Source organism: Geomonas oryzisoli, assembly GCF_018986915.1.
Taxonomy (GTDB): domain Bacteria; phylum Desulfobacterota; class Desulfuromonadia; order Geobacterales; family Geobacteraceae; genus Geomonas; species Geomonas oryzisoli.
Genome location: NZ_CP076723.1, coordinates 4,806,190 through 4,832,574, shown reverse-complemented (window position 1 = coordinate 4,832,574; position 26,385 = coordinate 4,806,190). Strand labels below are relative to the sequence as shown.

20 protein-coding genes are annotated in these 26,385 nt (G+C 63.1%); 11 read left to right on the top strand and 9 right to left on the bottom strand.

All coding sequences use genetic code 11. From position 1 onward, the window contains the following. Positions 1–75: 75 nt before the first annotated feature. A complete protein-coding gene (locus KP004_RS21010; protein ID WP_216800361.1) occupies positions 76–1,569 on the bottom strand; it encodes a hypothetical protein in 1,494 nt (497 codons plus the stop codon). Positions 1,570–2,293: 724 nt separating this feature from the next. Between KP004_RS21010 and KP004_RS21005 the strand changes: the two genes are divergently transcribed. Continuing rightward, entirely contained in the window at positions 2,294–2,788 is a 495-nt protein-coding gene (locus tag KP004_RS21005; RefSeq protein WP_216800360.1) for a DUF2845 domain-containing protein, read from the top strand. A gap of 16 nt (positions 2,789–2,804) precedes the next feature. Here the strand turns inward: KP004_RS21005 and KP004_RS21000 are convergent, their stop codons facing one another. Continuing rightward, positions 2,805–3,536, bottom strand: coding sequence for a ComF family protein (locus tag KP004_RS21000; RefSeq protein WP_216800358.1), 732 nt, complete (start codon positions 3,534–3,536; stop codon positions 2,805–2,807). A 338-nt stretch (positions 3,537–3,874) separates the two neighbouring features. Here KP004_RS21000 and KP004_RS20995 point away from each other — a divergent pair, with 338 nt between their 5' ends. From KP004_RS20995 to tsaA, 3 genes are all read left to right on the top strand, one after another. Beyond that, the gene (locus tag KP004_RS20995; RefSeq protein ID WP_216800356.1) at positions 3,875–4,204 is read left to right on the top strand and encodes a hypothetical protein; all 330 of its coding nucleotides are present in this window, start codon (positions 3,875–3,877) and stop codon (positions 4,202–4,204) included. A gap of 95 nt (positions 4,205–4,299) precedes the next feature. Further along, positions 4,300–4,719 carry a cytochrome c3 family protein gene (locus KP004_RS20990; RefSeq protein WP_216800355.1) on the top strand — a complete coding sequence of 140 codons (420 nt, stop codon included), beginning with the start codon at positions 4,300–4,302 and terminating at the stop codon, positions 4,717–4,719. 242 nt (positions 4,720–4,961) lie between these two features. Next, positions 4,962–5,480, top strand: a complete 519-nt coding sequence (tsaA, locus tag KP004_RS20985) for a tRNA (N6-threonylcarbamoyladenosine(37)-N6)-methyltransferase TrmO (protein WP_216800353.1) — start codon at positions 4,962–4,964, stop codon at positions 5,478–5,480. Positions 5,481–5,560: 80 nt separating this feature from the next. Here the strand turns inward: tsaA and KP004_RS20980 are convergent, their stop codons facing one another. Beyond that, the gene (locus tag KP004_RS20980) at positions 5,561–5,920 is read right to left on the bottom strand and encodes a TSCPD domain-containing protein (protein ID WP_216800352.1); all 360 of its coding nucleotides are present in this window, start codon (positions 5,918–5,920) and stop codon (positions 5,561–5,563) included. Between the two features lie 268 nt (positions 5,921–6,188). Here KP004_RS20980 and KP004_RS20975 point away from each other — a divergent pair, with 268 nt between their 5' ends. The 3 genes from KP004_RS20975 to KP004_RS20965 all read left to right on the top strand — a co-directional run bounded on the left by KP004_RS20975 (position 6,189) and on the right by KP004_RS20965 (position 8,614). Continuing rightward, entirely contained in the window at positions 6,189–6,686 is a 498-nt protein-coding gene (locus tag KP004_RS20975) for a chemotaxis protein CheX (RefSeq protein ID WP_216800350.1), read from the top strand. A gap of 97 nt (positions 6,687–6,783) precedes the next feature. Next, entirely contained in the window at positions 6,784–8,007 is a 1,224-nt protein-coding gene (locus tag KP004_RS20970) for a multiheme c-type cytochrome (RefSeq protein ID WP_216800348.1), read from the top strand. Between the two features lie 187 nt (positions 8,008–8,194). Continuing rightward, positions 8,195–8,614 carry a hypothetical protein gene (locus tag KP004_RS20965; protein ID WP_216800346.1) on the top strand — a complete coding sequence of 140 codons (420 nt, stop codon included), beginning with the start codon at positions 8,195–8,197 and terminating at the stop codon, positions 8,612–8,614. Between the two features lie 87 nt (positions 8,615–8,701). Here KP004_RS20965 and KP004_RS20960 read toward each other — a convergent pair whose 3' ends face one another. Then, positions 8,702–8,869 carry a hypothetical protein gene (locus tag KP004_RS20960; protein WP_216800345.1) on the bottom strand — a complete coding sequence of 56 codons (168 nt, stop codon included), beginning with the start codon at positions 8,867–8,869 and terminating at the stop codon, positions 8,702–8,704. A gap of 149 nt (positions 8,870–9,018) precedes the next feature. Here KP004_RS20960 and KP004_RS20955 point away from each other — a divergent pair, with 149 nt between their 5' ends. Together KP004_RS20955 and KP004_RS20950 are read left to right on the top strand one after the other, a co-directional pair. Next, positions 9,019–11,757 carry a phosphoenolpyruvate carboxylase gene (locus KP004_RS20955; RefSeq protein WP_216800344.1) on the top strand — a complete coding sequence of 913 codons (2,739 nt, stop codon included), beginning with the start codon at positions 9,019–9,021 and terminating at the stop codon, positions 11,755–11,757. A 180-nt stretch (positions 11,758–11,937) separates the two neighbouring features. Continuing rightward, complete coding sequence (locus KP004_RS20950; protein WP_216800342.1) at positions 11,938–14,361, top strand: methyl-accepting chemotaxis protein; 2,424 nt, start codon at positions 11,938–11,940, stop codon at positions 14,359–14,361. 131 nt (positions 14,362–14,492) lie between these two features. On the opposite strand, the gene KP004_RS20945 is transcribed toward KP004_RS20950, so the two are convergent. Further along, positions 14,493–18,425 carry a multicopper oxidase domain-containing protein gene (locus KP004_RS20945; protein ID WP_216800340.1) on the bottom strand — a complete coding sequence of 1,311 codons (3,933 nt, stop codon included), beginning with the start codon at positions 18,423–18,425 and terminating at the stop codon, positions 14,493–14,495. A 42-nt stretch (positions 18,426–18,467) separates the two neighbouring features. After that, positions 18,468–18,686 (bottom strand): hypothetical protein, encoded by a 219-nt coding sequence (locus tag KP004_RS20940; protein ID WP_216800339.1) that lies wholly within the window; start codon positions 18,684–18,686, stop codon positions 18,468–18,470. A gap of 518 nt (positions 18,687–19,204) precedes the next feature. On the opposite strand from KP004_RS20940, the gene KP004_RS20935 reads away from it, so the two are divergent. Further along, on the top strand, positions 19,205–19,810 hold the full coding sequence (locus tag KP004_RS20935; RefSeq protein ID WP_216800338.1) for a YajG family lipoprotein: 606 nt from the start codon (positions 19,205–19,207) through the stop codon (positions 19,808–19,810). Positions 19,811–19,942: 132 nt separating this feature from the next. On the opposite strand, the gene KP004_RS20930 is transcribed toward KP004_RS20935, so the two are convergent. After that, positions 19,943–21,112 carry an aminotransferase gene (locus tag KP004_RS20930; RefSeq protein WP_216800336.1) on the bottom strand — a complete coding sequence of 390 codons (1,170 nt, stop codon included), beginning with the start codon at positions 21,110–21,112 and terminating at the stop codon, positions 19,943–19,945. A 364-nt stretch (positions 21,113–21,476) separates the two neighbouring features. Between KP004_RS20930 and KP004_RS20925 the strand changes: the two genes are divergently transcribed. Then, positions 21,477–23,126, top strand: coding sequence for a methyl-accepting chemotaxis protein (locus tag KP004_RS20925; protein ID WP_216800335.1), 1,650 nt, complete (start codon positions 21,477–21,479; stop codon positions 23,124–23,126). Between the two features lie 213 nt (positions 23,127–23,339). Here the strand turns inward: KP004_RS20925 and KP004_RS20920 are convergent, their stop codons facing one another. Continuing rightward, on the bottom strand, positions 23,340–24,413 hold the full coding sequence (locus KP004_RS20920) for a type IV pilus twitching motility protein PilT (protein ID WP_216800333.1): 1,074 nt from the start codon (positions 24,411–24,413) through the stop codon (positions 23,340–23,342). Positions 24,414–24,425: 12 nt separating this feature from the next. Beyond that, a complete protein-coding gene (locus KP004_RS20915; RefSeq protein ID WP_216800331.1) occupies positions 24,426–26,084 on the bottom strand; it encodes an ATPase, T2SS/T4P/T4SS family in 1,659 nt (552 codons plus the stop codon). Between the last annotated feature and the right edge of the window lie 301 nt (positions 26,085–26,385).

Here is a 26,385-nt window from a genome sequence, read left to right as displayed (position 1 = left end):
TATGGACATTGAATGGGATTTTTGGGAAAGGGGGGGGAGGTGCACTCCCCCCCCGGGCATTGCAATTACTCTTTCTTACAGGTGCGGCGGTACGCCCCAAGTCGAAGTCTTGGTCGGGTGGCAGAAGACGCAGACGCCGAGAGCGTAGGTTTTGTCTTTACCGGCGGGGAAGCTGTAGCTGGTGCTACCCTGCAGGTTGGACAGCTGGGTGTTGTCCAGGGTCATGGTCGACGGAGCCTCGGCATGTGCGGAGCCGTGGCAGGTCTGGCACTTGATGCTCCCTTTGTGACCGCGGCCGTTGATGAACTTGCCGAACAGGGACGGGTTGGTCGGGTAGACGGTACCGTTCACGGTGTTGGTCGCGTGGCAGGCGAAGGCCGGGTTGGCGCCGGCGCTTGCCGCGGTGCAGGACGGCAGGGTGGAGGCTTTCCACGGCTGGGTCAGCTGGCCGGCAGCGGTACGCTGGTTGAGGTTGCCGTGGCAGTCGACGCACCAGAGGGCGGTCTTAGCCTTGTGGGAACCACGGTAGCAGTTGACGTTGTTGCCCGGGTGGCAGTCGTAGCAGTTGGTGGCAACGTTCGCGTCGTACTGGGTGAGGACCTTGGTGCTCTGGCTGTGGAAGCGGTGCAGCACGTCGGAGAAGGAGTACTGGGAAACCTTGACATCGGCCTTGGTGAAGGTGGCGCCGGCCATGACCACGTAGTTCGGCCATACGTTGGCGAGGCCCGGAGCTGCGCTTTCGCCCATCGCCGGATCCCAGTGGCACCAGGAGCAGCGGATCGGGCCGGAAGTGCCGTCGCCGGTCGGGTCAAGGTAGTTGAAGTCGATCTTGCTGGAGTTCATGCCGTGCATCTTGCCCAGGTAGGCGAAGGAGCCGGAAGCGGTCGCGGGGTAGCCGTTTGCGGCAGCCAGCGACAGGTGGCAGGAGCAGCAGCCGCCGAATGCCACCGGGGTCACGGTGCTGGTCTGGGCCAGGATGGTGCCGGTGCTGTTCTTCACGTACACGTTGGTCATCGGGTACGGGTTGCGGTTCGCGCCGCCCAGCGGGTCGGTCATGATGTTTTTGGCGGAGTTCGCGTCAACCAGCGGGTACGCCGGAATGCCGACTGCCGTCCAGTCCTTCAGGGTGGCGTCGTAGGTCATGTTGCCGGAGATGCCGTTTCCGGCCAGGCCCTGCACCTTGCCGCCCGATACCGGAGCGAAGCCCGGGAACAGCTTCGGTGCGTAGGTGATCCACTGCTGGAAATACGGGTCAGCCTGCAGGGTGGACTCGGTGTTGTCGGCCATCGCATAGCTGACGGTAACGCCGTAGGTAGCGGCGTTGGTCGAATCGATGATGACGGGGTCATTGCTGCCGTACCCCAGGACCTGGGCCCTCACGGTGTTGAACGGGGGGAGAAGCAGGAATCCGGCGAAGGTCGGGCAGGCGCAATGCATACCAAGATCATTCCACGCGACCACCTTGTAGGAGCTCGGGGCCACGGTCCTGCCGGCAAAAGCCGGAGCGACGACTGCAGTCAGGGCCGCAGCGGTAAGGGCCAGCGCGGGTACAAGTTTTTTCAATTTCATGCCTTGTGTTACCTCCTTTGTGTTGTGAACCATCTTTCCATCTGGGGAGAACTTCCCGGCCCGGCTAGGGTGGGTACCTCACCTGCCGAAACCGGTTGCTTCTGTTGTCCGCACCCGGTATGCGGACGGCGCTCTAAATAGCAGGGACCGTGCCAGTGGTCAAAAAGCCACAAACACATTAAAAGAACACGACCCACTGCGTCGGGTTTCCCTCATGAAAGAGGGTGAAATCCCCCATTCCTCAAATCCGCACACCCAACCGGGGTTATTTCTCTCAGAGCAAAACACCCTATCACTATAGGCACCTACCCCCAAAAACTGCGGCACTTCACCCAGGAAAGGGCGCTTGAGCCCGACCCAATCGCTGTGATCGAGATCACAGAACTTGGTTAGCCGGCGTCAAGACAGCCAATTCACCCACCCTGCCTGCAACGAGTTAGCTCATCGAGGCCGTGCCCAGCTCTTTTTGGGATCCTCCCCCAGTTGCACAGCGCCCCCTGCCCCGCGTCCTCCTTTGGTACGGGCATTGCTGGTAGCCCTTTTGGGTGTGTTGTGCTACTAGGTGGGCGCAAGAAGTAGTTGCCGCTGCCCGCAGATGCGATGACGTGGATAAGGAGTAATTATGGGCTGTGCCGGAAGGTGGTTCGTTGGTGCTGTTGGGACTGCTGCAATTTCGATCTGTTTTGCCGCAGCGGCAGGTGCGGCAGCCTGCAACGAGGAGGTCGTGATCGGACAGGGGATGGCGGAAGTGGCAGCAGTCTGCCCTCAGCCGACGCTGAAGGAGCACCGCGACCTGTGGGAAGAGCTGTCTGAGGGGCAGAAGAAAACCCGGAGCACCACGACCTACGACCGGTGGGTCTTCGATACCGGCCCGCAGGAGTTCATGCTGAGCCTGGTTTTTCTGAACGGGAAGCTGGCAGAGATCGGTAACCTGGGTTACGGCAGCATGCGCAACCCGATGATGCCGGAGTGCCGCAACGGCGAGGGGCTGGTCGTGGGCGACACCATGGTCGATGCCTACCTGAAGTGCGGTGAGCCCCTGGCCCGAGAAAAGCGCGGGGACAAAATCGTGGTGTCCGTGGAGGAAGAGGTGACACGGCGGACGTCGGTCGCCGTCGAGGAATGGACCTACCGCTACGGCCCGGAACTACCCGGCTACACCCTGCACTTCGAGAACGGAGTCGCCGCAGAGATCCGTCCGCGGGAGTTCGGCAAGTAAGACGGCGCGGGACCAGCTAATGCGGGATCCCGCGCGCGACCGTCACCGCCGCCACCGCGGCGACCTCCGCTTCGCGCAGGACATCGACACAGGCCCCCAGCGTACTGCCCGTGGTGAAGACGTCGTCCACCAGGAGCACGCGCTTTCCAGCCAGCGCTTCGGGGTCCCCCACCCCGAAGGCACCCTTCACATTGGTCACCCTGTCTCCCGCATCCAGCCCCGTCTGCGGCTCGGTCCAGCGCAGCCTGCGCAGGTTTCCCACTACTTGCGGCACCTTCAGTTTCCTCCCGAAGAGTTCGGCGAGGAGCTGCGACTGGTTGTAGCCGCGCTGCCTGAGCCTTTTGCGATGCAGCGGCACCGGCACGACGCAATCCGGCCCGGCCTCCCGCAGGAACCCTTCCAGCCGTTGCCATGCCAGCAAAGCCAGCGGGTCGGCGAGGTGCATTTTCCCGCCGTACTTGAACCGGTGGATCAGGTCCTGGAGCGGCCCCTCGAGGACGGCGGCCGAGCGGCAGGTATGAAAAGGCTGATGGCAAAGGCAGGCGCCGCAGAGATGGTCGCTGCCATGCTCGGTGGCAAAGGGAGCCCCGCAGCGGGTGCACAATGGCGATTGCAGGAAGGAGATTTGGCCGAGGCAATCGGCGCAGATAAGCGGTTGGGGCGAAGCGCCGTCCGCTACGGGTATCACCCCCTTGCAGGCATGGCACAACGGGGGAAACATCAGATCGATCAGAGAGCGCAAGAGCATGTCAGCCTCCCAGAAAATCCGTTCTACGTTCTACGTTCAACGTGCTAGAAACTATAAAGTAAAAGTAACACCGTTGCGTTACATCCTCCCTTAACAGGCACGGTGACGCTGGCCGCAGCACCAGTCCTGCAATGAAGCATCCGCTCTTCCATATCAGAACCTGAACAGCGCTCAGAAGCAGATTGTGCAACGGCTGAACAGCCCCACCGAAAAGGACTTCAACACCGTCCGCAAACCGCTGATTTTGCTACCATAACTGCCGACAAAAACAGAAGCCCCCTTGGCATCCTCCTTGTACTGATCCGGGTAACAACGCACCACCAGTACAGGAGTCAGCCATGAAAACCACAAAGAACATCAAAGCATCGCTTTTGGCAATAACCACCCTTTCCCTGCTCGGCTTCACCTCCCCCGTACTCACGGCGACGGCGCACGCCGACGAATCCGCCCCGGGCGAGGCCCTTGGCAAATGCCCTTACTCACTTTTGCTGCAAAAGTCCGTCGAAGCCCAGAGGGCATACCTGGTGAAGGTGGACCGCGCCAGAGTCGGCAACCAGATCGCCTCCCCGGAAGAAGTCGCCGCCAACGGCGAATCGACGCCGGCGGACGCGACGGAGCGTCCTGCCGTCGCCTGGGTTTCCTTCGCTTGGGGCTCACGCGCCGAGTGAGGAGGCGCAGGCTGCGGCCTGCGACCGGCAGGTAGTGCTAAAGAAACGGCAACGCCCGCCGAAAAGAGATGTCATCACCAGCAGGAGGCAACCCCATGTCACTCAGCTTAAAAGAAGCCGCTCTCATCGCTTTTGCAGCGGCACTGTTCATCGTAGGGGTGGTCACCGCTCCGGCGGCTTCACCGCCGGAAATCGATCCTCTTTCCAAGGAATGCATAGGGTGCCACGACGGCGTCGCCGGTCCCAACGTCTCGGTAAACCTGCGCAACAACCCGTCGGACCGGTCGTCACACGTGCATTCCTTCGAAGGAGAGCACCCCATCGGCATGATCTACCAGAACTACGTCGACATGAAGCCCGGTTACAAGCCGATCACCGCGCAGGAGCGCAACATGATCATGGTCAACGGCGCCGTCGGCTGCCTCACCTGCCATGATCCGCTCAACCCGGCCAAGGGGCACCTCATCAAGAGCGACAAAAATAGCGCGCTCTGCCTTACCTGCCACGACAAGTAGCAGCGCCCTCCCCGCCGGGGCCACGTGAAGTTGTCTTCCGCCTCTCGTGCCGCGGTGGGGTCATCCTTGACAAGAGCAGCGATTTTCATTAGGGTACCGGCCAGGTAACCGTGGGCCTGGTTACCCGGTCGGACCGCCCTCAACCTCCATTCCGTCGCCATGCGAAAAGCCCTCAGGCCGCCCCCGAGGGCTTTCGTTTTTCGCTCCGCCCCCATTCGTACCAAAAGGAAGTGCCAGGCAGCATGATCGAAGAGCAACATTTCACCTACCGCCCCATCGGCCTCTTGCGCTCACCCTATTCCCGCCGTATCGACGCGCCGCACCAAAGCACGGTGGTCGCGGGTACCGAAAGCGGCGACTTCGCCACCGCTACCCTCGAACTTCAGGATTGGCTGGACGAAAAGGCGATCCAGGACCTGGGAGGCTTCCAGAGGCTGTGGCTTATCTTCGCCTTCCACCTCAGCGAAGGGTGGAAAAGCAACGTCAAGCCGCCGCGCGGGGGACCCAAGCGGGGCGTGCTGGCTACCCGGTCGCCGCACCGTCCCAACTCCATTGGGCTTTCGGCGGTGGAACTGGTGAAGGTGGAAGGAAAGACGCTGCACCTGCGCGGGGTGGACCTGCTGGACGGCACTCCCGTTCTGGACATCAAGCCGTACGTGCCGTATGCCGACGCCTTTCCGGATGCCAGGGCGGGTTGGATAGACGAGATGGATGCCAAGGTGGGCCGCTACTTCGCTCCGGGGCCGCGCAAACCCAGGTGAGCGTCGGGAAGGGAACAGATGGTAAGGGGAGCCGGCAAGGGGACAGGCACCTGCGGAGCCAGTCCCCCTCGTTGCAGGGGTCAGGTAAGGGGACCGGCACCTTCGGAACCGATACCCTCCGTCTCCGGGGCCTCGAGGACCTCGCGCAACGCATCGGAAACGGCATTCATGCAGGTGTCTTTCCCGTAGTAACAGCCGATTCCCCCCAGGGCCTTCACCGCCTCGCGAGGGTCGAGCCCCGACCTCAGACCATAGGAGAGAATCCTGGTCAGGCCGTCGAATACGGCGGCACCACAGTGACCGGCCTTGCCGAAACGGACGAAGATCTCGAATGGTTTTCCCTTCTGATCCATGGTGACGGTAACGTAGATCCTGCCGCAGTGGGTCTCTTTCTGAAAGGTGACGCTTGGAAGCGAACCGGGGCGTGCCTTCTTCTTCATAGCTGAACCTCCCTCTCCATCAACGCCGGTCTGGCCCGGAGTTCGACCTCATAGTATATCCACAGCTCCCACCGACACAACGTTTTGTCCCGTGGACACCCACTGTGTCCCTTTTGCGGACACCCGCCGTCGTCCCGCCCCAGGATAAAATACCGAAAATGTTGAGTTTACGACGATGGTACGCCCCCTGCTAATCCTCTATCACAGGCCGGCCGGCTGCGCCCCCAGGGTACAGCGGCCCACATCGGAGCTTGAGGAGGAACCAGCTATGTTCTCGGAAAACTTACTGACAACCATCGGCACCAGCGGATCGGTCCTGGAAAAGACGCTGATCCAGGAGGTGAGGAAGATCTTCTCCACCATGATGGGGATGGACCACCTGCTGCATCTGCCGCTGGCGGTGAACCCGGCATCGAACTTCACCGACTGCATCAGCGCCCTGGTCGGGCTGGCAGGCACCTACAACGGCATGGTCGGGCTGCACGTATCGACCGAGTTGGCCCGGCGCCTGGCAGGTCAGCTGCTCGATACCGACGATCCCACCGAGGAAGAGGTCGAGGACGCCCTAGGAGAGCTCGCCAACGTCCTGGCCGGCGATTTCAAGCGCCACCTCTCCCCCGAGTCCCTGGCCATCAGGCTCTCCACCCCGTCCATCGTCTCCGGAAAGCAGTACGCGATCCACGTGGCTAAGAAGCCGGAGGTCATGACGCTACTGTTCGATTCGGAGTACGACTGGTTCATGGTGGCTCTGGCCGTGGAGCAGTAGTCACCGTTTACGGTTTTTTGATCTAGATCAAGGAATTCATCCCCCGCATGTGGTTTACATGTGCCCTGCTTTTTTACTTACAAAGGGGAGGAATTGCATGATTCATGGTTTGAAGAAACTGGGAGGGGCGCTGGCGCTGGTGCTGATGCTGGCCGGGGCGGCCTTTGCCGGGAAGAGCAACTGCATCACCTGTCACGAGAAAGTGACGCCTAACATCGTGAAGGACTTCCTGTCCGGCGAGATGGGCAAAAGCGGCGGCGTCGACTGCTCCAGCTGCCACGGCACCGCCCACCAGAGTGCCAAAGATGTCGCCAAGGTCTCGATGCCGACCGAGAAGACCTGCAAGGAGTGCCACACCAAGCAGCACGACCAGTACGCCTCCGGCAAGCACGCCGCAGCCTGGGTGGCGATGGACGCCATGCCGACCAACAAGATCCAGCCCCATGCCTACATCCAGGGGATGAAGGGTTGCGGCGGCTGTCACAAGGTAGGCATCCGCGACGAGAAATCGCGCGCCGACGGGCAGTACGGCTCCCCCTGCAACTCCTGCCACACCCGTCACAAGTTCAGCAAAGCCGAGGCCAAGAAGCCGGAAGCCTGCCGCACCTGCCACATGGGCTTCGATCACCCGCAGTGGGAGATGTGGTCCAACTCCAAGCACGGCTCCATCTACCAGATGGAAGGTGACACCGGCCGTGCCCCCACCTGCCAGACCTGCCACATGGGCGACGGCGACCACAACGTGATGACCTCCTGGGGCTTCCTGGCCCTGCGTCTGCCGGAAGAAGACGCCGAGTGGATGGGCTACCGCGTCACCATCCTGAAAGGCCTCGGGGTCCTCGACCCGGCAGGCAAGCCGACCGGCCGCCTCGAGCTGGTCAAGGCGGGCAAAGTAGCACGTCTCACCAAGGAAGAGTGGCAGGCGTCCCGCGACAAGATGGTCGGCATCTGCAGCAAGTGCCACAGCGCGACCTACGCCAAGACCCAGCTCGGCAATGCCGACCAGATGATCAAGGAAGCCGACAAGCTGATGGCCGAAGCGATCACCATCGTCGCCGGCCTCTACGAGAAAGGGATCATCAAGCCGCAGAAAGGACAGCCGGCCTACCCGGACCTGCTCACCTTCTACGACACCAGGACCCCGATCGAGCAGACCCTGTACGTGATGTTCCTGGAGCACCGCATGCGTGCCTTCCAGGGGGCGTTCCACATGAACCCCGACTACGTCACCTGGTACGGACTGGCAGAACTGCAGAAGGACCTGGTTGACATCAAGGCGGACGCCGCCGCGATGACCCGCGAAGCGGAGCATAAGAAGTAATCGGAACACAGGTCAAGTGAGAGGGCGGGGCGTCGTGAGGCGCCCCGCTTTTTTGTCGCAGGCGGCATGGGAGTTATTATAAGTGCAACGCCTAAAATACCCGAGTTGCCCGCCGTCACAATTGCGTTAGACTCCAAGAGTCTCACGCGCTCGTTTACAAGCGCCCAACCTTAAACGGAGGTGACTTATGCTGAAAAAACTCGCTTTGACAGTGATGATGCTTTCCATGATCACCGCCTGTGCGTCCACCCGCACGAAACAAGACGCCAACCCCGCCTATGCCTCCCACCAATTCAGCAACCATGAAGTTGCCATCGTGTGGAAGGCACAGGAAACCGACAAAGGGGTCAGGATCGACGGCACGGTGCAAAACGTCCGCCAGGATCTCCCCTACACCTCGCTGCAGCTAACCGCGAAGCTGCTGGACTCCAAAGGCAAAGTCATGGCCAAAGAAACAAAGGCCTTCAGCGGACGCTTCGCCGGCACCGAACCCTTTACCATCGAGATCCCGGTGGCAAACAAGGAATGTCTCGACGAGTTGGACTTTTCATATTCGTTCGGGCACGATGAGGACTTCTACAAAGGGGGCTTCCGCAGCGTCCCGTAATCCCGATGCGCCGCTTTTTAAAGAGAAAGGCCCCGGCTTCGATGAAGCTCAGGGCCTTTTTTTATCCCCTGCGATCATGCGCTTTGCCTAGTGCGGGCCGTGATGCCTCCACCCTCTCCAGTGGGCCCAGTGACCGTGCTCGCCCTGGCGGAAGGCCTTGATGGAACCGGCCACCACCCCGGCAGGGATCAGCACCAGCCAGACGGTCAGGATGATCGCTACAATCGCCAGGAGTACCAGCAGTAGCGTTTTCATAAATTGCCTCCTTCTCCCCCCTTAATAAGACGATAGCACAGGAACTTACACATGAACAAGGGGGCGGATCGCCGTTTGCAGAACAGGATTATCGGGTATCATTCATCTCTGTGCCCCCACAGCACGGAGACAGGCAAGGAGGAGTCGTCATGCCCGACACCGACGCGGCCATACCCGAAAGACTGCAGCGCGACCTCGACTACCTGATGGAGTGTCTGGCCGAGATGTTCAACGGGCTGGGCGAGTCGCAGCTCGCGGCGTGCCTCCCGAAGAGCGGATCGATGGCCCCCTCCGAGGACTGCAAGTTCGTCAGGGCCTGGTCGATCGCGTTCCAGCTGCTCAGCATGGCCGAGGAGAACTTCTCGGTGCAGACGCGGCGGGCGGTGGAGACCAGCCAGGGGCTGGTGGCCGAGCCGGGACTTTGGGGGAGGGTGCTGGAAAAGCTCAGCCGCAGCGGCGTGCCGCAGCAACAGATCGCGGATCTGCTGGGACAGATCCGGGTGGAACCGGTGCTGACCGCCCATCCCACGGAGGCCAAGCGCGCCTCCGTACTGAGACACCTGCGCGAGCTCTACCTGCTGCTGGTCAAGCGAGAGAACACGGTCTGGACCCCCCTGGAGCGGGACGAGATCCGCGAGGAGATCGTCGCCATGCTGGAGCGGCTCTGGCGCACCGGCGAGATCCACCTGGAGAAGCCGAAGGTCCTGAACGAACTGGCGACCATCATCTACCACCTGCGCGAGATCTTTCCCCAGGTGGTCGCGATCCTGGACAAGAGGATCTGCCGGGCCTGGCGCGAGGCGGGGCTGACCAGGCCCCTGTCGCCGCTCACCGACCGCCTGCCCCGGGTATCCTTCAGCACCTGGGTCGGCGGGGACCGGGACGGCCACCCCCTGGTGACGCCCGAGGTCACCCAGGCCACCCTGAAGGAGCTGAGGCTGAACGCCTTGATGTTGATCCACGGACAGCTCACCACCTTGGGGGGCAGGCTCAGCATCTCCCGGCTGCTGCTTCCCCCGCCCCCCGAACTCACCAGGCGGTTGGAGACACTGGCCGCGCCGACCGGGGCGCTGGGGGCCGAGGCGCTCAAGCGCAACCCGCAGGAGCCCTGGCGCCAGCTGGTGAACCTGATGAAGGCGAAACTTCCCGTCGACGTAACCGGAGGGGAGGAAACCCTGTGCGGCGACGCCGGTTCCCGCTACTGCCGCCCCGCCGAGCTCGAGGAGGACCTGCGCCTGCTCCGCGACACCCTGGTGGCAACGGGCGCCACGCGGCTCGCCGTTGCCGATGTGGTGCCGGTTCTTCGCAGCGTGGAGGTGTTCGGCTTCCACCTGGCCTCGCTGGACATCAGGCAGAACAGCGCCTTCCACGACCAGGCGGTGGAACAGTTGCTGGCCGCGGCAGGGGTGAGCGAGCGCGGCTTTTCCCAGTGGCGGGAACCGGAGCGCCTCGCCTTCCTCGATCGCGAACTCGCCTCGCCTCGCCCCTTCCTGCTCCCGGATGCGAGGCCCGGCAAGGAAGCCGAAAGCGTGATCGGCTGCTACCGCGTCCTGTCGGCCCAGATCCGCGATTACGGCCCCGAGTCGCTGGGCGCGCTCATCGTCAGCATGACCCGCTCCCTTTCCGACCTGCTGGCGGTCTACCTCCTGGCGCGCGAAGCGGGGCTCGTGGTGAGGATCGGTGACGGGCTGGCCTGCCTGCTCCCCGTCGTCCCCCTCTTCGAGACCATCAAGGACCTGGAGGAAAGCCCCCTGATACTGGAACAGTTCCTGGCGCATCCGATGACCCGCCGCACGCACGCGCATCTGTGCGGCGCCGAGCCGGTGCAGCAGGTCATGGTCGGCTACAGCGACAGCAACAAGGACGGCGGGATCATGGCGAGTCTGTGGGGCCTGTACCGCGCCCAGGAAGCGATGCTGGCTGCCGGGCGACGCCAGGGGGTGCGGCTGCGCTTCTTCCACGGCAGGGGGGGAACCATCAGCCGCGGGGCCGGCCCCACCAGCCGCTTCCTGCGCGGCCTTCCGGAAGGGTCGGCCGCAGGCGACCTGCGCCTCACCGAGCAGGGCGAGGTGATCTCCCAGAAGTACTCCAACCCGCTCAACGCCGCCTACCACCTGGAGCTGCTTCTCGCCGGCACCGCCGGGGTCAGCATCCCGCAGCGCGGCGGCCCGGGACCTGGACACCCGCTGGAGCCGGTCATGGACCGCCTCGCCGAGCGCAGCCGTGTGGCCTACCAGCAGCTGCTGGAGAGCGACGGGTTCGCCACCTTCTTCCGGCAGGCAACCCCCATCGATGTCATCGAATCCAGCAGCATCGGTTCCCGTCCGGCACGCCGTACCGCCCAGGCGAGCCTTGCGGACCTGCGGGCCATCCCCTGGGTCTTCAGCTGGAGCCAGGCCCGCTACTTTCTCTCCGGCTGGTACGGCATCGGCTGCGCGCTGGAAGAACTGATGAACCAGGAGCCGGCCCTGTTCGCAGAGCTGGTCCGCAACTGCCAGAGCTGGACGGTGCTGCATTACATCATCAGCAACGCAGCCACCAGTGTCGCCAGCGCCAACCTCGAGATCATGCAGCGCTACGCGGAACTGGTCGGCGACCAGGCGATCCGCGAGCCGATTGTCGGCGCCATCGCCGGCGAGTACCGGCGCACCGTCACCATGCTGGAGGAGATCTACGGCGGTTCACTGGCCGAGCGGCGCGCGGCGGTGCACAGCTCGCTCGCCCGGCGCGAGGAAGCCCTCAAGGTGCTGCATGAGCGCCAGATCGCCCTGCTGCGTCAGTGGCGTCAGGACGGGATGCGCAAGGACAGCGCCATGTCGGGAGGGCTCCTGTTCCGGCTGCTGGAAACGGTGAATGCCATCGCCGCCGGGCTGGGCACCACCGGCTGACCTGCCTGCTGCCCCCCTCCCCTCGGGACAAAACGCACCACCCTCGCCATTTATTCCTCATGATGGTTCCGATGATCCCTTCTTAAGAAATCCGCGTTCACGCCGAAAAGCCGTACATGTTGCGTGACAATACCGGAGCCCGGCAGCCGGCATTATCACGCGCGGAAGGAGCCTTGCCCCATGACCATCAAGTCGAAGTTGATCCTCAACGCCGGTATCGTTCTGCTGGCGGTCGCCGCAGTCTCCCTGGCGAGTTTTCTCAGCATGAGCTCCATCAGGGGAAAACTCTCCTATCTCACCGAGAAAAGCACCCCTTTCCAGCTGCGCACCATGGAGTTCCAGCGAGCCCTGCAAGGGGCCACGGCAGACCTCGTCAAGGTGGCCGCCGCCCGCAACGAGGCGGAGTTCGCCGCGGCAAAGAAAGAGGCGGAAAGAGCGCTCACCGAGGTACAAGGCACGCAGGAGAAACTGGGGGCGATTTCCGGTGAGAAGCTGGAAGCGGCGGCGGAATTCGGCAGCATCGCCCAGGAACTCTATGCCACCATGACGGCCCGCCTGGCCTCGGAGAAGGAATCGGCCCAGGCCCACGCGCTGATCCTGCAAAAAGGGCAGGAAGCGAGTACACGGCTCCAGGACCTCGAAAACAAGGTGAGCGTGCTGCAGCGCTCCAGTTCCTCGGCCTACGCCACCGCCAACGAGGAGGCCGACAAGACCTCCAAGAACATCGCGAGCATCGAGACCCTCAAGGTTTCCCTCAAGGAACTGAAGTTTCTCCTCTACGACATGCAGCGGGCGCCGGACAAAAAGCAGGCCTGGAACCTGTACCAGAGCGCGCTGAAGAAGGTGCAGCAAAACAGCAATATCCGGCACAACAAGCGGATCGGCGGCCAATTCGCCACCTTCACCGCCAAGACGGAGCTGCTGATGAAGACCCTCGCCGAGGGAAGCGACCCCCGCCGGGGCGATGCGCAGCTCAAGGAGGCGCTGGAGGCGCTGAGCGAGGTGGACGACGAGATCGAGGACGAGGTGGACAAGGCGCAACTGCAGGTGGGGAAGATATCGGGCAAACTCCCGGGCTACCTGTCGCGCGCCAACGCCGCGGTCGACGTCCTCTCCATCAACACCGAACTGGTCTCCCTGGGCAAGTCGCTCGAGGGGCTGTCGGGGCGCATGTTCTTCGCCAAGACCCCGGCAGAGCTCGACGCGGTCGCCGCCGAGTTCGATCGGCGCTACGCGCGCCTTCGTCAGGTCGAGAAATCGGTCGCCACACAGCTGAAGGCGGCCGGGGCCCAAACCGAGCTGCGCATCCTGGGGGGCGTGACCGCTTCCCTGGCCGGCATCCGTGACACCGTGTTCGCGCAGGACGGCATCCTGGTCAAGCTGCGCCAGAAGATGCAGTTCCAGGAAAAGGCGGAACGGGGATCGGCCCGGTTGCGGGAGGTGGTGGCCAAGCAGGCGGAGCAGGGGAAAAAGACCGTCTCGACCGCACAGGAGGGGCAGGAACAGGCGATCGGGACCGTGAACCGGACCATACGCTTCAGCATGACCCTTATCCTGATCATCGCGGTCTGCACGGGGCTATTGGGCAACCTGGTCGGCATCTGGATCTTCCGGAGCATCTCCCACCCCATTCAGCAGCTGACCGCCCTGGCGGAACAGGCGGCGGAAGGCAACCTTGCCGTAAGCATCGCCGCAGACCGCAAGGACGAGATAGGGCGCGTCCAGCTTGCCATGGCGCGCATGCTGGCAAGTCTCAGGAACGTGGTGGGAAAGATCGGCGACGCCACCTCCACCCTCGCCAGCAGCTCCGAACAGATGGCCGCCACGGCCGGCGTCCTCGAAGACGGGGCCGCACGCCAGGCGCACCGGGTGGAGGAATCGGCGCTATCCATGTCGCAGATGACCGCCACCACCGTCGACATGGCCCAGAACGCCGCGGCCACCGCGGGGGCCGCGGGCACCATGAAGGAGATCGCGGGCGCCGGCAAGCAGGCGATGCAGCAGACCGCCGAGCAGCTGCAGCAGTTCGCCGGCACCTTTGCCGAAACAGCGGGGATGGTGGAACAGTTGAGCGGGCAGTCCGCCCAGATCTCGGAGATCGGGGTCCTGATCCGCGACATCGCCGACCAGACCAACCTGCTGGCGCTCAACGCCGCCATCGAGGCGGCGCGTGCCGGAGAGCAGGGAAGAGGCTTCGCGGTGGTGGCCGACAACGTGAGGGAGCTCGCCGAGCGGACCGCGGCGGCGACCGCCGAAATCGGCCACACCGTCAAGGCCATGCAGGACAGCGTGAACCGCTCGGTGCGCAAGATGAGCGAGGAACGTGCCGCGGTCGGCACCATCATGAGCCGGGTCCAGGGCACCGAGGAGGCCATAGACCGGATGGCCAGCTACGTGGAACAGGTGCACGAGATGGTCCGGCGCATCGCGGTCGCGACCGAGGAGCAATCCGCGACCAGCGCGGAGGTCGGCCAAAACGTCGACGAGATCGCGGGGCTCACCCGCGAACTGCGCACGGCATGCAGCGGGATCCGGGAATCCTCCGCCGGCCTTTCCTGCCTGGCCGGGGAACTGAAGGGGATGGTGGAGTGGTTCAGGGTCTGACCGGAACCGGTCAGCGGACATGCGAAGGCCCCCTTGCTGATGCCAGGGGGCCTTTTGCATTGCAACTGGTTGGGGAAAAAATCCCCGGGGAGGAGGACCAGCACCTCCTCCCCAGGCAAGGACGGCTGATGCTACGGGTTGGTGGTGATGGGGAACGGAGTAGCGTTCACCCATCCGGAGGAAACGATTGTACCGTTATTGGACATGATCCGGTACCAGTATTGGGTGTTGCGGGAGAGCCCGGTCTGGGTCAGCGTGGTCACCCCGGCATTCACGGTGACGCTGTTCAGCCCCTTGGTGAAGGTCGCGTTGGTGGCTCTCTGGATGGTGAAGCCGGTTTCGTTGCTGGAGAGATCCTGCCAAGCAAGGATCACGCTCCTGCTGTTGCCGCTGTTGGCGCCGTTGGTGGCGGTGAAGCTCCCCGGTGCGGCTGGCTGGGCCGGGAGCAGCACGGTCGGGGACACGGCGTACCCGGAGAGGCCGGCGACGTTCACGGCGGCGACGCGGTAGGTGTAGGTGGTGTCGGCTGCCGACAGGGTCAGGTTGTCGGTGTAGCTCACGTTGCCGGTGTTGCTGCGGGCCGGGAGTGCTGCGATCTGTACGAAAGCCCCTCCGTTCATGGACCGCTCGAGTACGAATCCGGTTTCGGTGACCGCGTTGTCGGTAAAGGTGATGGTGACCTTCGGTCCGGCAACGAGGGTCGCGGTCATGTTGGTCGGGTCAACCGGGGCGCTGCCGGTGAAGAGCGGTGCCGAGGCCGACTGCACGGTCATGCTCGGCATCTGGCCGCCGTAGCCGACGGTGTTCAGCGCCAGTACCTGGTACTCGGCCACCACGTTCGGGTTGTAGATGGCCGGATCCTGCAGCGTCTTCGGTCCGGTGGTGTTGGCCTGGTCCAGCGGAGAGGCGATGGTGCCCACGGTGGTCCAGGTGGTGCCGTTAGTGGTTTTCTTCACCACGAACGAGGTCTCGCTGATGGAGTTGTCGTTGAAGGTCAGGGTGAGCCGCGCCTTGTTGCCGGAGCCGGCGGTGGTGAAGGCCAAGCCGTCAGCAGCTTTAGGCGGCAGCGCCAGGGAGACCGGACGCATCATGTCCATCTCCTCGTGGCTCAGGATGTGGCAATGCCATACGTATTCCCAACCGAAGTTGACCAGCTGGTTCACGATCGGGTTGGTCGGGTTGCCGGAGACGTCGGTGGGCTCGAACATCGCGGTGGAGCCGGCCGGCATCATCGGGTTGAGCATCCTGATGCTGTTCGGGATCTCGAACGGCAGCGTCGGTACGATCGGCCTCAGGGCGACGATGGTGTCCTCCAGCGGGCTGATGCGCACGGTGTCTTTCCAGCCGAGCTCGTTGGCATCCGGCGGGATGATGATGTTGTCCCAGGTCACGCGGTTGATCACCTGCACGTCGTAGAGGTGGAAGTGGATCGGATGGGTATCCACGCCGTTATGGGTGATTTTCCAGATCTGGGTGCCGTCCTGGGTCGAGATCGGGGTGATGTTCAGGTCGCCCTTGGGCAGGTTGGTGCCGTCGATCAGCTCGGTTGCCGGGTTGACGTACGGGTAGAGGATCACGTTCTGTGCGCCCGGGGCTGCCGGAACCGCCTCGAGGCCGATGTTGGCGGTCATCCTGCCGAACTCGTCGAAGGACACGGCGTTCATCTCGTCATGCAGCGCTTTGGGCTGCAGCGGGATCTGGAACTTGGTGGTCGGCGAGAACAGGGTGTTGAAGCCGAACAGGTCGCCGCCCTGGTCGGAGATGCGGGCGAAGCCGTCGCACGACTGGTTGCTGCTGCCCGGGGCGTTGCACCAGCTGGCGGCCGGGAAGTTGGTGCCGTAGGCCGAGTTGTAGGCGGCCTGGCCCACGATGATCGGGTGCTGGCCGGATTCGAAGACACCGGAGCCGTCTGCCTGGTGTGCGAACGCTGCCTGCAGCGAGGCGAGGTCGAAAGGCGCCGGGGTTACCGTCGGGTCGGGCAGCGGGTTGACCCTGATCTGCATCACGGTCCTGGTGTTGGGGCCGTAGCCCGGGATTACGCCGGGGGCGCCGACCGGAGAGAGGTCGGGTGCGCCGGTGTAGTAGTCGTAGCTCGCCACGCGTGCCGGGTAGGCCGCCGGGGCGTCGTTGTACAGGATCAGCGTCTGGCCTGCGTACTTGGAGAAGTCGACGATCACGTCGGCGCGCTCGGCCGGTGCCAGTGCCAGGGAGTGCTGGTCCACGTTACCCACGTCGAAGCGGGTCGGATCGGTGATCCAGGTGATGGGTTGCGGCGGGATCACGGCCGGTGCCGGGAGGAAGCCGCCTTCGCTGCCGATCTGGATCCAGTCCGGACCTTTCGGGGAGAGGGTGGTGTCCGGAGTCGGGAACACGTTCGGGTCGAGCTGCGCCGCGGCGAGTTCGGCGGCCTTGAAGGCCACCTCGGTCCCGCCGATCGGGTTGCCGTCCGCGTTGGGGGCGGTGCTGGCGGTGCTGCTGTCCGCGACGTACATGTGCAGGTTGAAGAAACGGTCGTTGGCGGCGTTCAGGATGCGCAGGCGGTACGCCTTGGGATCGACCGTAGTGTACGGGTAGACGGTGCCGTTGACCACCGGCGTATCGTTGAACTGCTCCATCCCCACCGAGATGTTCGGGGTGCCAGGGATCATCTCAGGCTCGCAGAACGGGTCGGTCTGGTACTGCCAGGTGGTCGGGTCGTTCAGGTTGCACGCAACCGGCAGCGGCGTGGTGAAGGCGGTCGCCGGGTCCATGTTGTAGCGCGGGTTCTTGATCGGCGGGTACATCGGTTTGGCCGGGGGCCAGAACCAGGGGCCGTACATCCAGCGGCCGAAGGCGCTCATGCCGCTTGGGTCGCTCGGGTTCTGCGCCGGCATGTAGACGTGGTGGTACCAGAGGTTGCCGAAACCGCCCCAGCGGTCGGCATCCCAGGTCGGATCCTGATCGTAGAGCTGACCGGTGCGGGCAACCTTGTCCCCCTGCGGTACGAAGGTGCGGTCCTGAATGATGAGCGGGATGGTGCTGTTGCCGTCGGGGATGAGCCCCTTGTCCAGCAGTGCCTGTTCGGCCTGGTCCTGAATGATGTAGCCGGCAGCCTCACCCGCGTACACGTTCAGGCGGGTGATGCCCCAGGCATGGTCGTGGTAGAACATGAGACGAGCGCTCTGCTGGTTGGTGTAGAAGAAGGTGATGGCGCCGGGACCCGGATCAGGCATGTCGGGAACGTTCTTCACGCTCACGCCGGCAGGCCAGGGGGTCATCTCGTCTTTGGGGGTGGTCCACTGGTGCGGCGTACCGTCGCTGATCCAGGGGGTCACGCCGCCGTGCAGGTGCAGGGTAGCCCTGTTGTCCTTGAAGCACATGTCGGACTTGGGGTTGGCGGTGCACATGGGGTTGCGCACATCGTCGGTTACCGTACCGGCGTCCATCGGCGTCATCATCGACATCGGCCCCATGCCGGACCCCATCATGGTGGAGTCGACCGGGAGGAACAGGTCGCCGCCCGCGTTGTTGGGGAGCAGGTTGCGGAACAGTATCCTGACCGGACGGTCCTTTTGGGCCACGATGACCGGTCCGAGGTAGTTGGGCGGGGTCACGCCGGTGTAGCCGGCGATGGCTGCCGTGCTGCCATCGACCATCGCGTTAGTGAGGGGAAGCTGCTGGCCGGGGACCACCGAGGTGGAAAGCTGTACGTAGCCGCGCAGCAGGGTCGGCGGCAGGTCGGAGTGCATCTTCTGGCGGTACTGCACGAGGCCTATCTCGTAGTAGTCCGCTCCCGGGTAGGTGGTGGTGTCCGCGACCGCGACCGGGAGGTACTGCCCCAGGTCGTTCGCGTTGGTCTCGCCCAGGCCGGGGAGTTTGTTCACGAACTTCTTGATGCCGCCGGAGACCGCACCGGTAACCGGGTCGACCGTCGGCAGCGGGCTCAGCGCCCAGTTGGGAGCCGGTCCGAAGTAATGAGGGACTTTCGTTTCATCGATGGCCTGTGCCGGTGGGGGAGCCAGTCCCCACAGCGTGATCACCAGCGTTGCCAGGCACGCTACCAATGTTGTTCTCAGCCTGTCCATAACTTCCTCCTTTTTACATATCAAGGTCGTTTCTTTGCTGGCTTACTTCTTCATCGCCTGATGTCTTTTGGCATGCCCTTTCTTTTCCAATTCCTGCATCTTCTTGCTTCGTTCCATCTTGTTTTGCGCTACCTTCTTGGCATTCTGGATGCCCTTTCCTGTCTTTGGAGCCGTTCCCTTCCCGGCCGGAGCAGCATTCGCGGCTACCGTCAACGCCAGGGTCAGTATCAACCCCGCTGTCATCGTCATTAATCGCCTCATAACCGTTTCCTCCTTTACGCCCAGTAGTTTTCACGTCACCCATTTTCTATTACAGGTCAAGTCCGCTTTTGGTCGAACCAATGCCCAGGTAATTACAGGGACCGTGCCAGAAGTCACAAATTATTTTCATCCAAACAATCAAACACTTACACCCCACGACAGAGTTGGCGCCGATAGTGACGGGTGTCGCGAATTGATGGTTCCACTGGGGCGGATGTGAGCGCCGCGCCGCTCCAGTCATGGATTTCCGGGTACTGTTTACATTTAGAGACAGGTGGAGGTTTTTTCGCACCCCTCACAACAAGGGGTGATGCCGGAAGAGAACTTCATTGAAACTTTGTCGGGATGGAATGTCGGTTATGCTCAGGATTTTTGAACAGTGTGAGTTTCTTCTTCACTTTAGAGAAAGGGGAGGTTACTATGGCCACGATAAATACAAGAAATGATTACAGTACTTGGCAGTATCGTGCCAACAGCCACACAAAGCGAGCAGCAACATTCAATACGGAGGAGGGAGCATGAGAAAGAGGTTAGTAGCTCTGGGATTGGCGGCTATCGCCGTCATGTCTGTTTGTGGATGCGCGATTACAACGGACACCATCGCGTTGAAGTACCAGCCGCAGTCGGGGGTGACCGCGCTTCAGGGCGCCCAGTCGGTGGTGGTGGACGTGAAGGTAAAAGACAGCCGGCTCATCCAGGACAAGGTCAGCTGCAAGAAGAACGGTTTCGGCATGGAAATGGCGCGCATCGTACCGGCCGAAGACGTAAGCGTCACGTTCCAGAAGGCTCTGGAGCAGGAACTGAAGGCGCGCGGCTTTGCCATCCGCCCCGACGCCGTTGTCACCGTCGATGCCGAGTTGAACAAGTTCTACAGCGACTTCAAGATGGGCTTCGTCTCCGTGGACGCCATCGCCGAGTGCAGCCTCGGTATCACCGTCAAAGGGAAGAAGGGGAACCTACTCTTCTCTCGCCAGTACATGACTGAGGGAGCCGAGCGCAACGGCATGATCGCCGGTGGAGACAATGCGCGGCTCGCCCTTGAGCAAGCCCTCGCCCAGGGGATGCAGAAACTCTTCGCCGATCCCGGCTTTATCGCTGCCCTGCTGGATGCCTCCAAAAGCTGAGGTTCCCCGCAGGATAGCGCTGTGAACCGTCCGATGTAAAAAAAACCATTGGCCACGGAGACTGTCTGAGTAAATCAGACGCCCTGTAGCCGATGGTTTTGTTTTTCCTTCTAAAGGTTTTCTCCTCCGTTTTCAGACTTTGAATTCCCTGAACCGCTGCACCGCCTCGGGGATGGTCTCCTCCCTGATGTTCCCGAAGGCGAGCCTCAGGTACCCCTCCAGACCCGGACCGAACACCTCGCCGGGCAAAAGCAGCATCGCCGATTCCTCGACCAGCCGCTTCGCCACCTCCCGTCCGGTCTTACCGGCACAGGGATGCGCCACCCACCCGAAGAAGGGACCGCTCGCCACCAGTCGGAAGGGATTCCCCGGCTTGACCATCTCCGCCCGGAACACCTCGTGGCGCCGCTCCATCATGACCCGGTTTTGCGCCACCCAATCAGAAAGGTGCTCGAAACCGTACCGCACCGCGTGCTGGGTGACCCGGGGCTGGCACACCGCCATGGTGTCCTGGGCCTTCAGGGCGTGCTCGATGAACCTCTGCGAAGCGGCCAGCATCCCGGCACGGTAGCCGGTGAGCGCGAAGGTCTTGCCGAAGGAGGCGATGTGCACGAAATGGTCGCCCCAGGAGGGCTCCCGGAACAGGTCGTGGGGGCGGACGCCGCCGGTGATGAAACTGTTGTAGGTCTCGTCCAGCACCAGCGCCACGTTGCGCCGCCGCGCCAGTTGATGGAGCTCCTCGATCGTCTCCGGCGGGGTCACCGCTCCGGTCGGGTTGCTGGGGGTGACCAGGAGGATGGCCCGGGTCTTCTCGGTGATGAGGCCGGCGATGACGGCAGGGTCGGGAAGACCTCCGTTTGATTCGTCGAAGGGGGCGAAGACGCAGCGGATCCCCAGGACGGCGAGCGCCATGGGGTGGTCGAAGTAGGCGGGGAGCTGCACGATGACCTCGTCACCGGCGCGGCACAGGGTGACCATGGCGAGCCACAGCGCCTGGCTTGCCCCGATGGTGAGGCAGATCTGTGAGGGGTCGATGCAGGCGTCGTAGAGGCGCCGGTAGCCGCAACAGATCGCCTCGCGCACCTCGGCAAGCCCCTCGTCGATGCTGTAGCGCGAGGTGAGCGGGTCGCGCATCACCTGTTCCAAGTGGTCGATCAGCTCGGGCGGGGGGGGATAATCGGGGATCGCCTGGCACAGGTCGATCAGGTCAAGCGTGGTGTTGGCGGCCGCGAGCCACCCCTTCACCTCCGAGATCGGCGGCGGGTGGACCCTCTCTATCAGTTCCGAAACGGGAAACTTCATACTCTCCCCCCTTCATGAGCAAGGCGGCTCTTGCCGCACGCCTTTTAATACAACTCTTGAAAAGCCGCGGCAACACTTTTTAGCGCAACACCTTAAACCATTGGCCCCGGAGAAAATCTGAGGAAATCGGAGCGAAGCGAAAAGCAAGACGCTGGTTTAACCCATAAAGCTGTTGCCTCTTTGTTTTTCTCAGATGTTCTCAGACGTTCTCCGTGGCCGATGGTTTTGGGTTTGTAGACACGTAAACAACAAATAATGTTAGAACCCGGCCAGGGAGGTAAAGTTCAAAGCAAAGCTGGCGATAAGCCTCAACAAGTGGGTAACGTCCCGAGTTACCACGGAAAAATCGTCACGGAGGTTTTTGATGCTTGGCAACCTGAAGATAGGCACCCGCCTGTTCATTCTGTTCAACACCGTGCTTCTGTTCATCGTGCTGATCGGCGCAGCGACCTACTGGGGCATGAGCAGGATGCAGTTCCACCTGAGCGATCTGACCAGCAACCGCGGCACCTTGCAGGACAACTCGCAACTGGCGTTGGCCCGCATCAACATGATGCGTCGCTACGAGAAGGACTTCTTCCTGAACATGGGTGACCCCGCCAAAATGGCGGGGTACCGGAAGAAATGGGATGACACCCTGGAAAAGCTGAACGGATCGGTGGATTCGTCGCAAAAACTCGTCTCCGCCCCGGGCTACAGCAGCGCCGCGCGCGACCGCGAGTGCCTGGCCGCCATGCGCCGGGAAATCGACGCCTACGCAGCGGGATTCCGAAAGGTTGCCGGACGCGTCGTGGCAGGAGAGATCACCACCCCCCAGGACGCCAACAAGGCGATGGAAGAATACAAGGCGCCCACCCACGATTCGGAACGGCTCAGCAGCACCTTCGCCGAGAGCATGGACAAGGAGATGACCGCGAGCACGGAGCAGGCAGTATCCGTCAGCCATCGCCTGAAAATCAGCATCCTGCTCTTTTGCAGTGCCGCCGCCTTCGTGGCGTGGCTGCTGGGTTACCTGGGGGCACGCTCCGTCACCAAGCCGCTCGCGAAGCTGGTTGCCGTGGCCCAAAGCATCGCCCGCGGCGATCTCGGATGTGAGGTCGTGGTGACCTCGCGCGACGAGACCGGCGAACTGACCGCCGCGATACAGACCATGGCGCAGAACCTGCGCCGCATCATGGGAGAGGTTGCCGACCACGCATCGCAGGTGGCTGCGGCTGCGGTCCAGATGCACGGCACCGCGGAACATATAGCGGGCGGGGCCGAGCGGGTGGCCGTGCAAACGGGAGGGGTCGCCAGCGCCGGCGAGGAGATGTCGGCCACCTCCAGCGAAATCGCCTCCAACTCGCAGATGGCGGCGGAGGGAGCCCACAACGCCGCCGAGTCGGCCCGCTGCGGCGCCGCAGTCGTCGAGAAGACGGTGACGGTGATGGCGCAGATCGCGGCGAAGGTGCAGGAGAGCGCAAGGACCGTGGAAAGCCTCGGGCAGCGCTCGGACCAGATCGGCGCCATCATCGGCACCATCGAGGATATCGCCGATCAGACCAACCTCCTGGCCCTCAACGCCGCCATCGAGGCGGCGCGAGCCGGCGACCAGGGGCGCGGCTTCGCCGTGGTGGCGGACGAGGTGCGGGCTCTCGCGGAGCGTACCACGAAGGCGACCCACGAGACCGGCGAGATGATCAAGGCGATTCAGCGCGAAACCAGGGAAGCGGTGGAGGCGATGGAGCAGGGGGTGCGGCAGGTGGAGGCGGGGACCTCGGAGGCGTCGGAGTCGGGGGGCGCCCTGCGCGAGATCCTGGAGCAGGTGAGCTCGGTGGCGCTGCAGGTGCAGCAGATCGCCGTCGCGGCCGAGGAGCAGAGCGCTACCAACGAAGAGATCGCCGACCGGATGCAGCAGATCACCCTGGTGGTGCAGGAAACGTCACAGGGAGCCCAGGACTCGGTGCATGCGGCGGCGCAGTTGAGCCGCAACGCCGAGCAACTGCAGCAGCTGGTGGGCCAGTTCCGGCTGTAAATCCTCAAGGCCCAAAAACAAAACCATTGGCCACGGAGAAAATCGGAGGAAATCGGAGCAAGACAAAGACAATGCTTTTGGTTAAACCCAAAAACTTGCCTCTTTGCCTTGCTCAGATGTCTCGGGAGTTCTCCTTGCCAATGGTTTTGTCGTTAAGGCCTCGGGTTTTCTCCGAAGTTCTCAGATTTGCTCCGTGGCCAGTGGTCTTAGCTTTTAATGCTCCTGCGGCGGCGAGGTGAGGTACTGCTCGAACTGCCGCTTGTCCTGGCAGCAGCGGTAGGCTTCCTCGGGCGAGACGCGCTTGGTCTTCAAGAGGTCCAGGATGTGCTGGTCCATGAGCTGCATGCCGTCCTTCCTTCCGGTCTGCATGATGGAGGGGATCTGGAAGGTCTTCCCCTCGCGGATCAGGTTGCCGATGGCGGGATTCCACACCATGATCTCCTGGGCCGCGGCGCGCCCCTTGCCGTCGGCCGTCTTCAAAAGCTGCTGACAGACCACCCCCTTGAGCGACTCGGAAAGGATGGCGCGCACCTGCTCCTGGGCGTCCTTGGGAAAGACATCGATGATGCGGTCCACCGTCTTGGCCGCCGAGCTCGTGTGCAGGGTGCCGAAGACGAGGTGGCCGGTCTCGGCGGCGCTCATGGCGAGGCTGATGGTCTCCAGGTCTCGCATCTCGCCCACCAGGATCACGTCCGGGTCCTCCCTCAAGGCCGCCCTGAGGGCGGCGGAAAAGCTCTCGGAATGCTCGCCGATCTGGCGCTGGTTGAACAGCGACATCTTGTTCTCGTGGATGAACTCCAGCGGGTCCTCGAGGGTCAGGATGTGCTCGCGCCGGGTGCTGTTGATCAGGTCGATCATGGCCGCGAGCGTGGTCGACTTGCCGCTCCCCGTCGGGCCGGTAACCAGCACCATCCCCTTCCTGAGCTTGGTCATGTTGCGGATCCCCTCGGGAAGGCCAAGGTCGTCGGCCGACAGGATCTTGCTCGGGATGATGCGGAACACCGCCGCGATGCCGCGGTGCTGCATCATGTAGTTGCCGCGGAAACGGGCCAGGCCCGGCACCGAGTAGGCGAAGTCGAGGTCGTGCTTCTCCTCGAAGTACTCGCGCTGCTTCGGGGTCAGTATCTCGTACAGGATCGCCTTCAGCTCCTCGTGCGTCAGAGTCTTGAAGTTCTGGCGCTCCATCTCGCCGCGCAGCCGGAAGATCGGGGGGGAGCCCGCAGAGAGGTGCAAGTCGGAAGCCCCGGCGTCGTTTAGCAGCTTGAACAGCGCATCAATCCTTGCCATGTCTTTTCTCCGTCACAGTAGTATGGAAGCGACGTACTCGCCCGGGGTGATCTCGCCCCGCTCCAGCAGTTCCGCCCCTTCCTCCGCAATGCCGCGGAAACCGCTCTCCCTGAGGTAGCGGACCACTTCGTCGCTGTTGCGGATCATCTCCAAAGCCTCCAGCAGGTCCTTGTCGAACCGGATCACGTCGAGGAGGTATTTCTTGCCGCGGTAACCGGTCTGCTCGCAGGCGGGGCAGCCGGCCGGGCGGAAATAGCCGCGCTCGCCGGCGGCGAGCCTGAGCGCCGCCAGCTCCCCGGGGGCCGGGGTGTAGCGCTCCTTGCACTCGGGGCACAAAAGGAGCACGCAGCGGCTGGAAACCACCCCCCTGACGTGCGTGGGGATCAGGTAGTTCTTCTGGATGAGGTAGATGAGCTGCTTCAGCACCTCCCCCTTGCTCGCCTGCGACATCCCCGCCACCACCAGCTTGCCGCGCATCACGGCCTTGCTCGCGGCGATGAAGGTACGCAGGTCGGTCACGTCCTCGATCACCAGGGTGTCGGGGTCGTGCTCCATGGCGGCGCCGATAACGGCGGCGCTGTCGTCGGCACTGCAGCGGACGCTGGCCAGGCGGGGGAACCGGCTCCTGCCGCGTCCCAGCCGGTCCCCGATGAGCAGCACGGTACGGTCGGCGTGGTCGCAGGAATCGAGAAACAGGTCGATGAGCCGGCTGCGCTCTTCGGCTGACCGGCCGGCGAAGAGGATCAGCCCCTCCCTCGCCGCGGTGAGCCCCTTCAGGTCGTCGTGCTGGCGCGGGGTGAGCCCCAGGTCGTCCATGGTGTTCAACTGGGGCGCTACGGTGTGCAGCCTGAGCGTCACGTAGTCGCCGCCGTCGCCGGCCAGAAGAAGCGCCTGGAACGGGATCTTCTTCCCCTGCCAGAGGAATTTCATCACCCCGTTGGCCGCCCCTTCCCCCTCGGCCGGCAGTCCCGACAGGCGCCGGATGCGCTCGGTCAGGCGGGCGTAGTGGGTGATGGCGAGCCTCCCGAGCTCCGTGCACTTGTGGCCGCTGCGCGCGACGATGCGCACCTGGTCCCCCAGGGGCTGCAGGGCGACAGCGGCGAACTTTTGCTGCACCACGCGCAGCAGCAGGTGGTTCAGGAGCATGGCACCGGTGAGGTCGGCGTTCACCGCCGCCAGGATGTTGGCGCTGAACTGCCCCGAGGTGAACCCGAGCTCCGGGTGGGTGACGTCCGGGCCGTACAGGATCTCGTGCATCTCCCGGATCTCACGGATGAGGCCCACGGAGATGTTGATGTGGCAGCCGGAGACGCGGGAGAGCTCCTCGATCGCTTCCTTGTTGAGCGGGTCGGCCATGGCCACCGACAGTTCCGTGCCGATGAGAACCACGGGGCAGAGGCTGTGGCGCCTGGCCAGCTGGGCGGGGACCTTCTCCACCGCGGCGGGGTCGATGTTTTCCTTCTTGAGGCGTACGTAGGGGATGTTCAGCTGGTTGGCGAGCGCCCAGTCGATGTCCTCCTGGGTGACCACCCCCATCCGGACCAGCGCCTCGCCGACCCGGCATCCCGAGGCCTTCTGCGCCTCGAGGGCGGCCCTCAACTCGTGCTCGGTGATGATCTGGGATTTGAAGAGAACCTCACCGATGGACCCTTCCTTGACAAGCCCGTTCATTGCATGACCTCCAGGATGGTGCAGATGGCGATGCCAGGGGGAACTGTACCCGAAAACAAAACAACTGACAATGACAATGGAGCAGACAAATCAATTGACAATTGACAATGGACAATTGACAATGGCGGGGCTCAATCGACACGGACCGTCGACCATTGAGCGAAGCCGACGCGGCTGGACCAGTGTCAGCTGACACTACTACCCCGGACGTGATACCTCGGCAAGCAGAACCTCAACGCAGATCCATTCCCGCCTATCTGTCAGTCGCGTTGCAAGTAACTGCCATCATTACTGAAAAAGA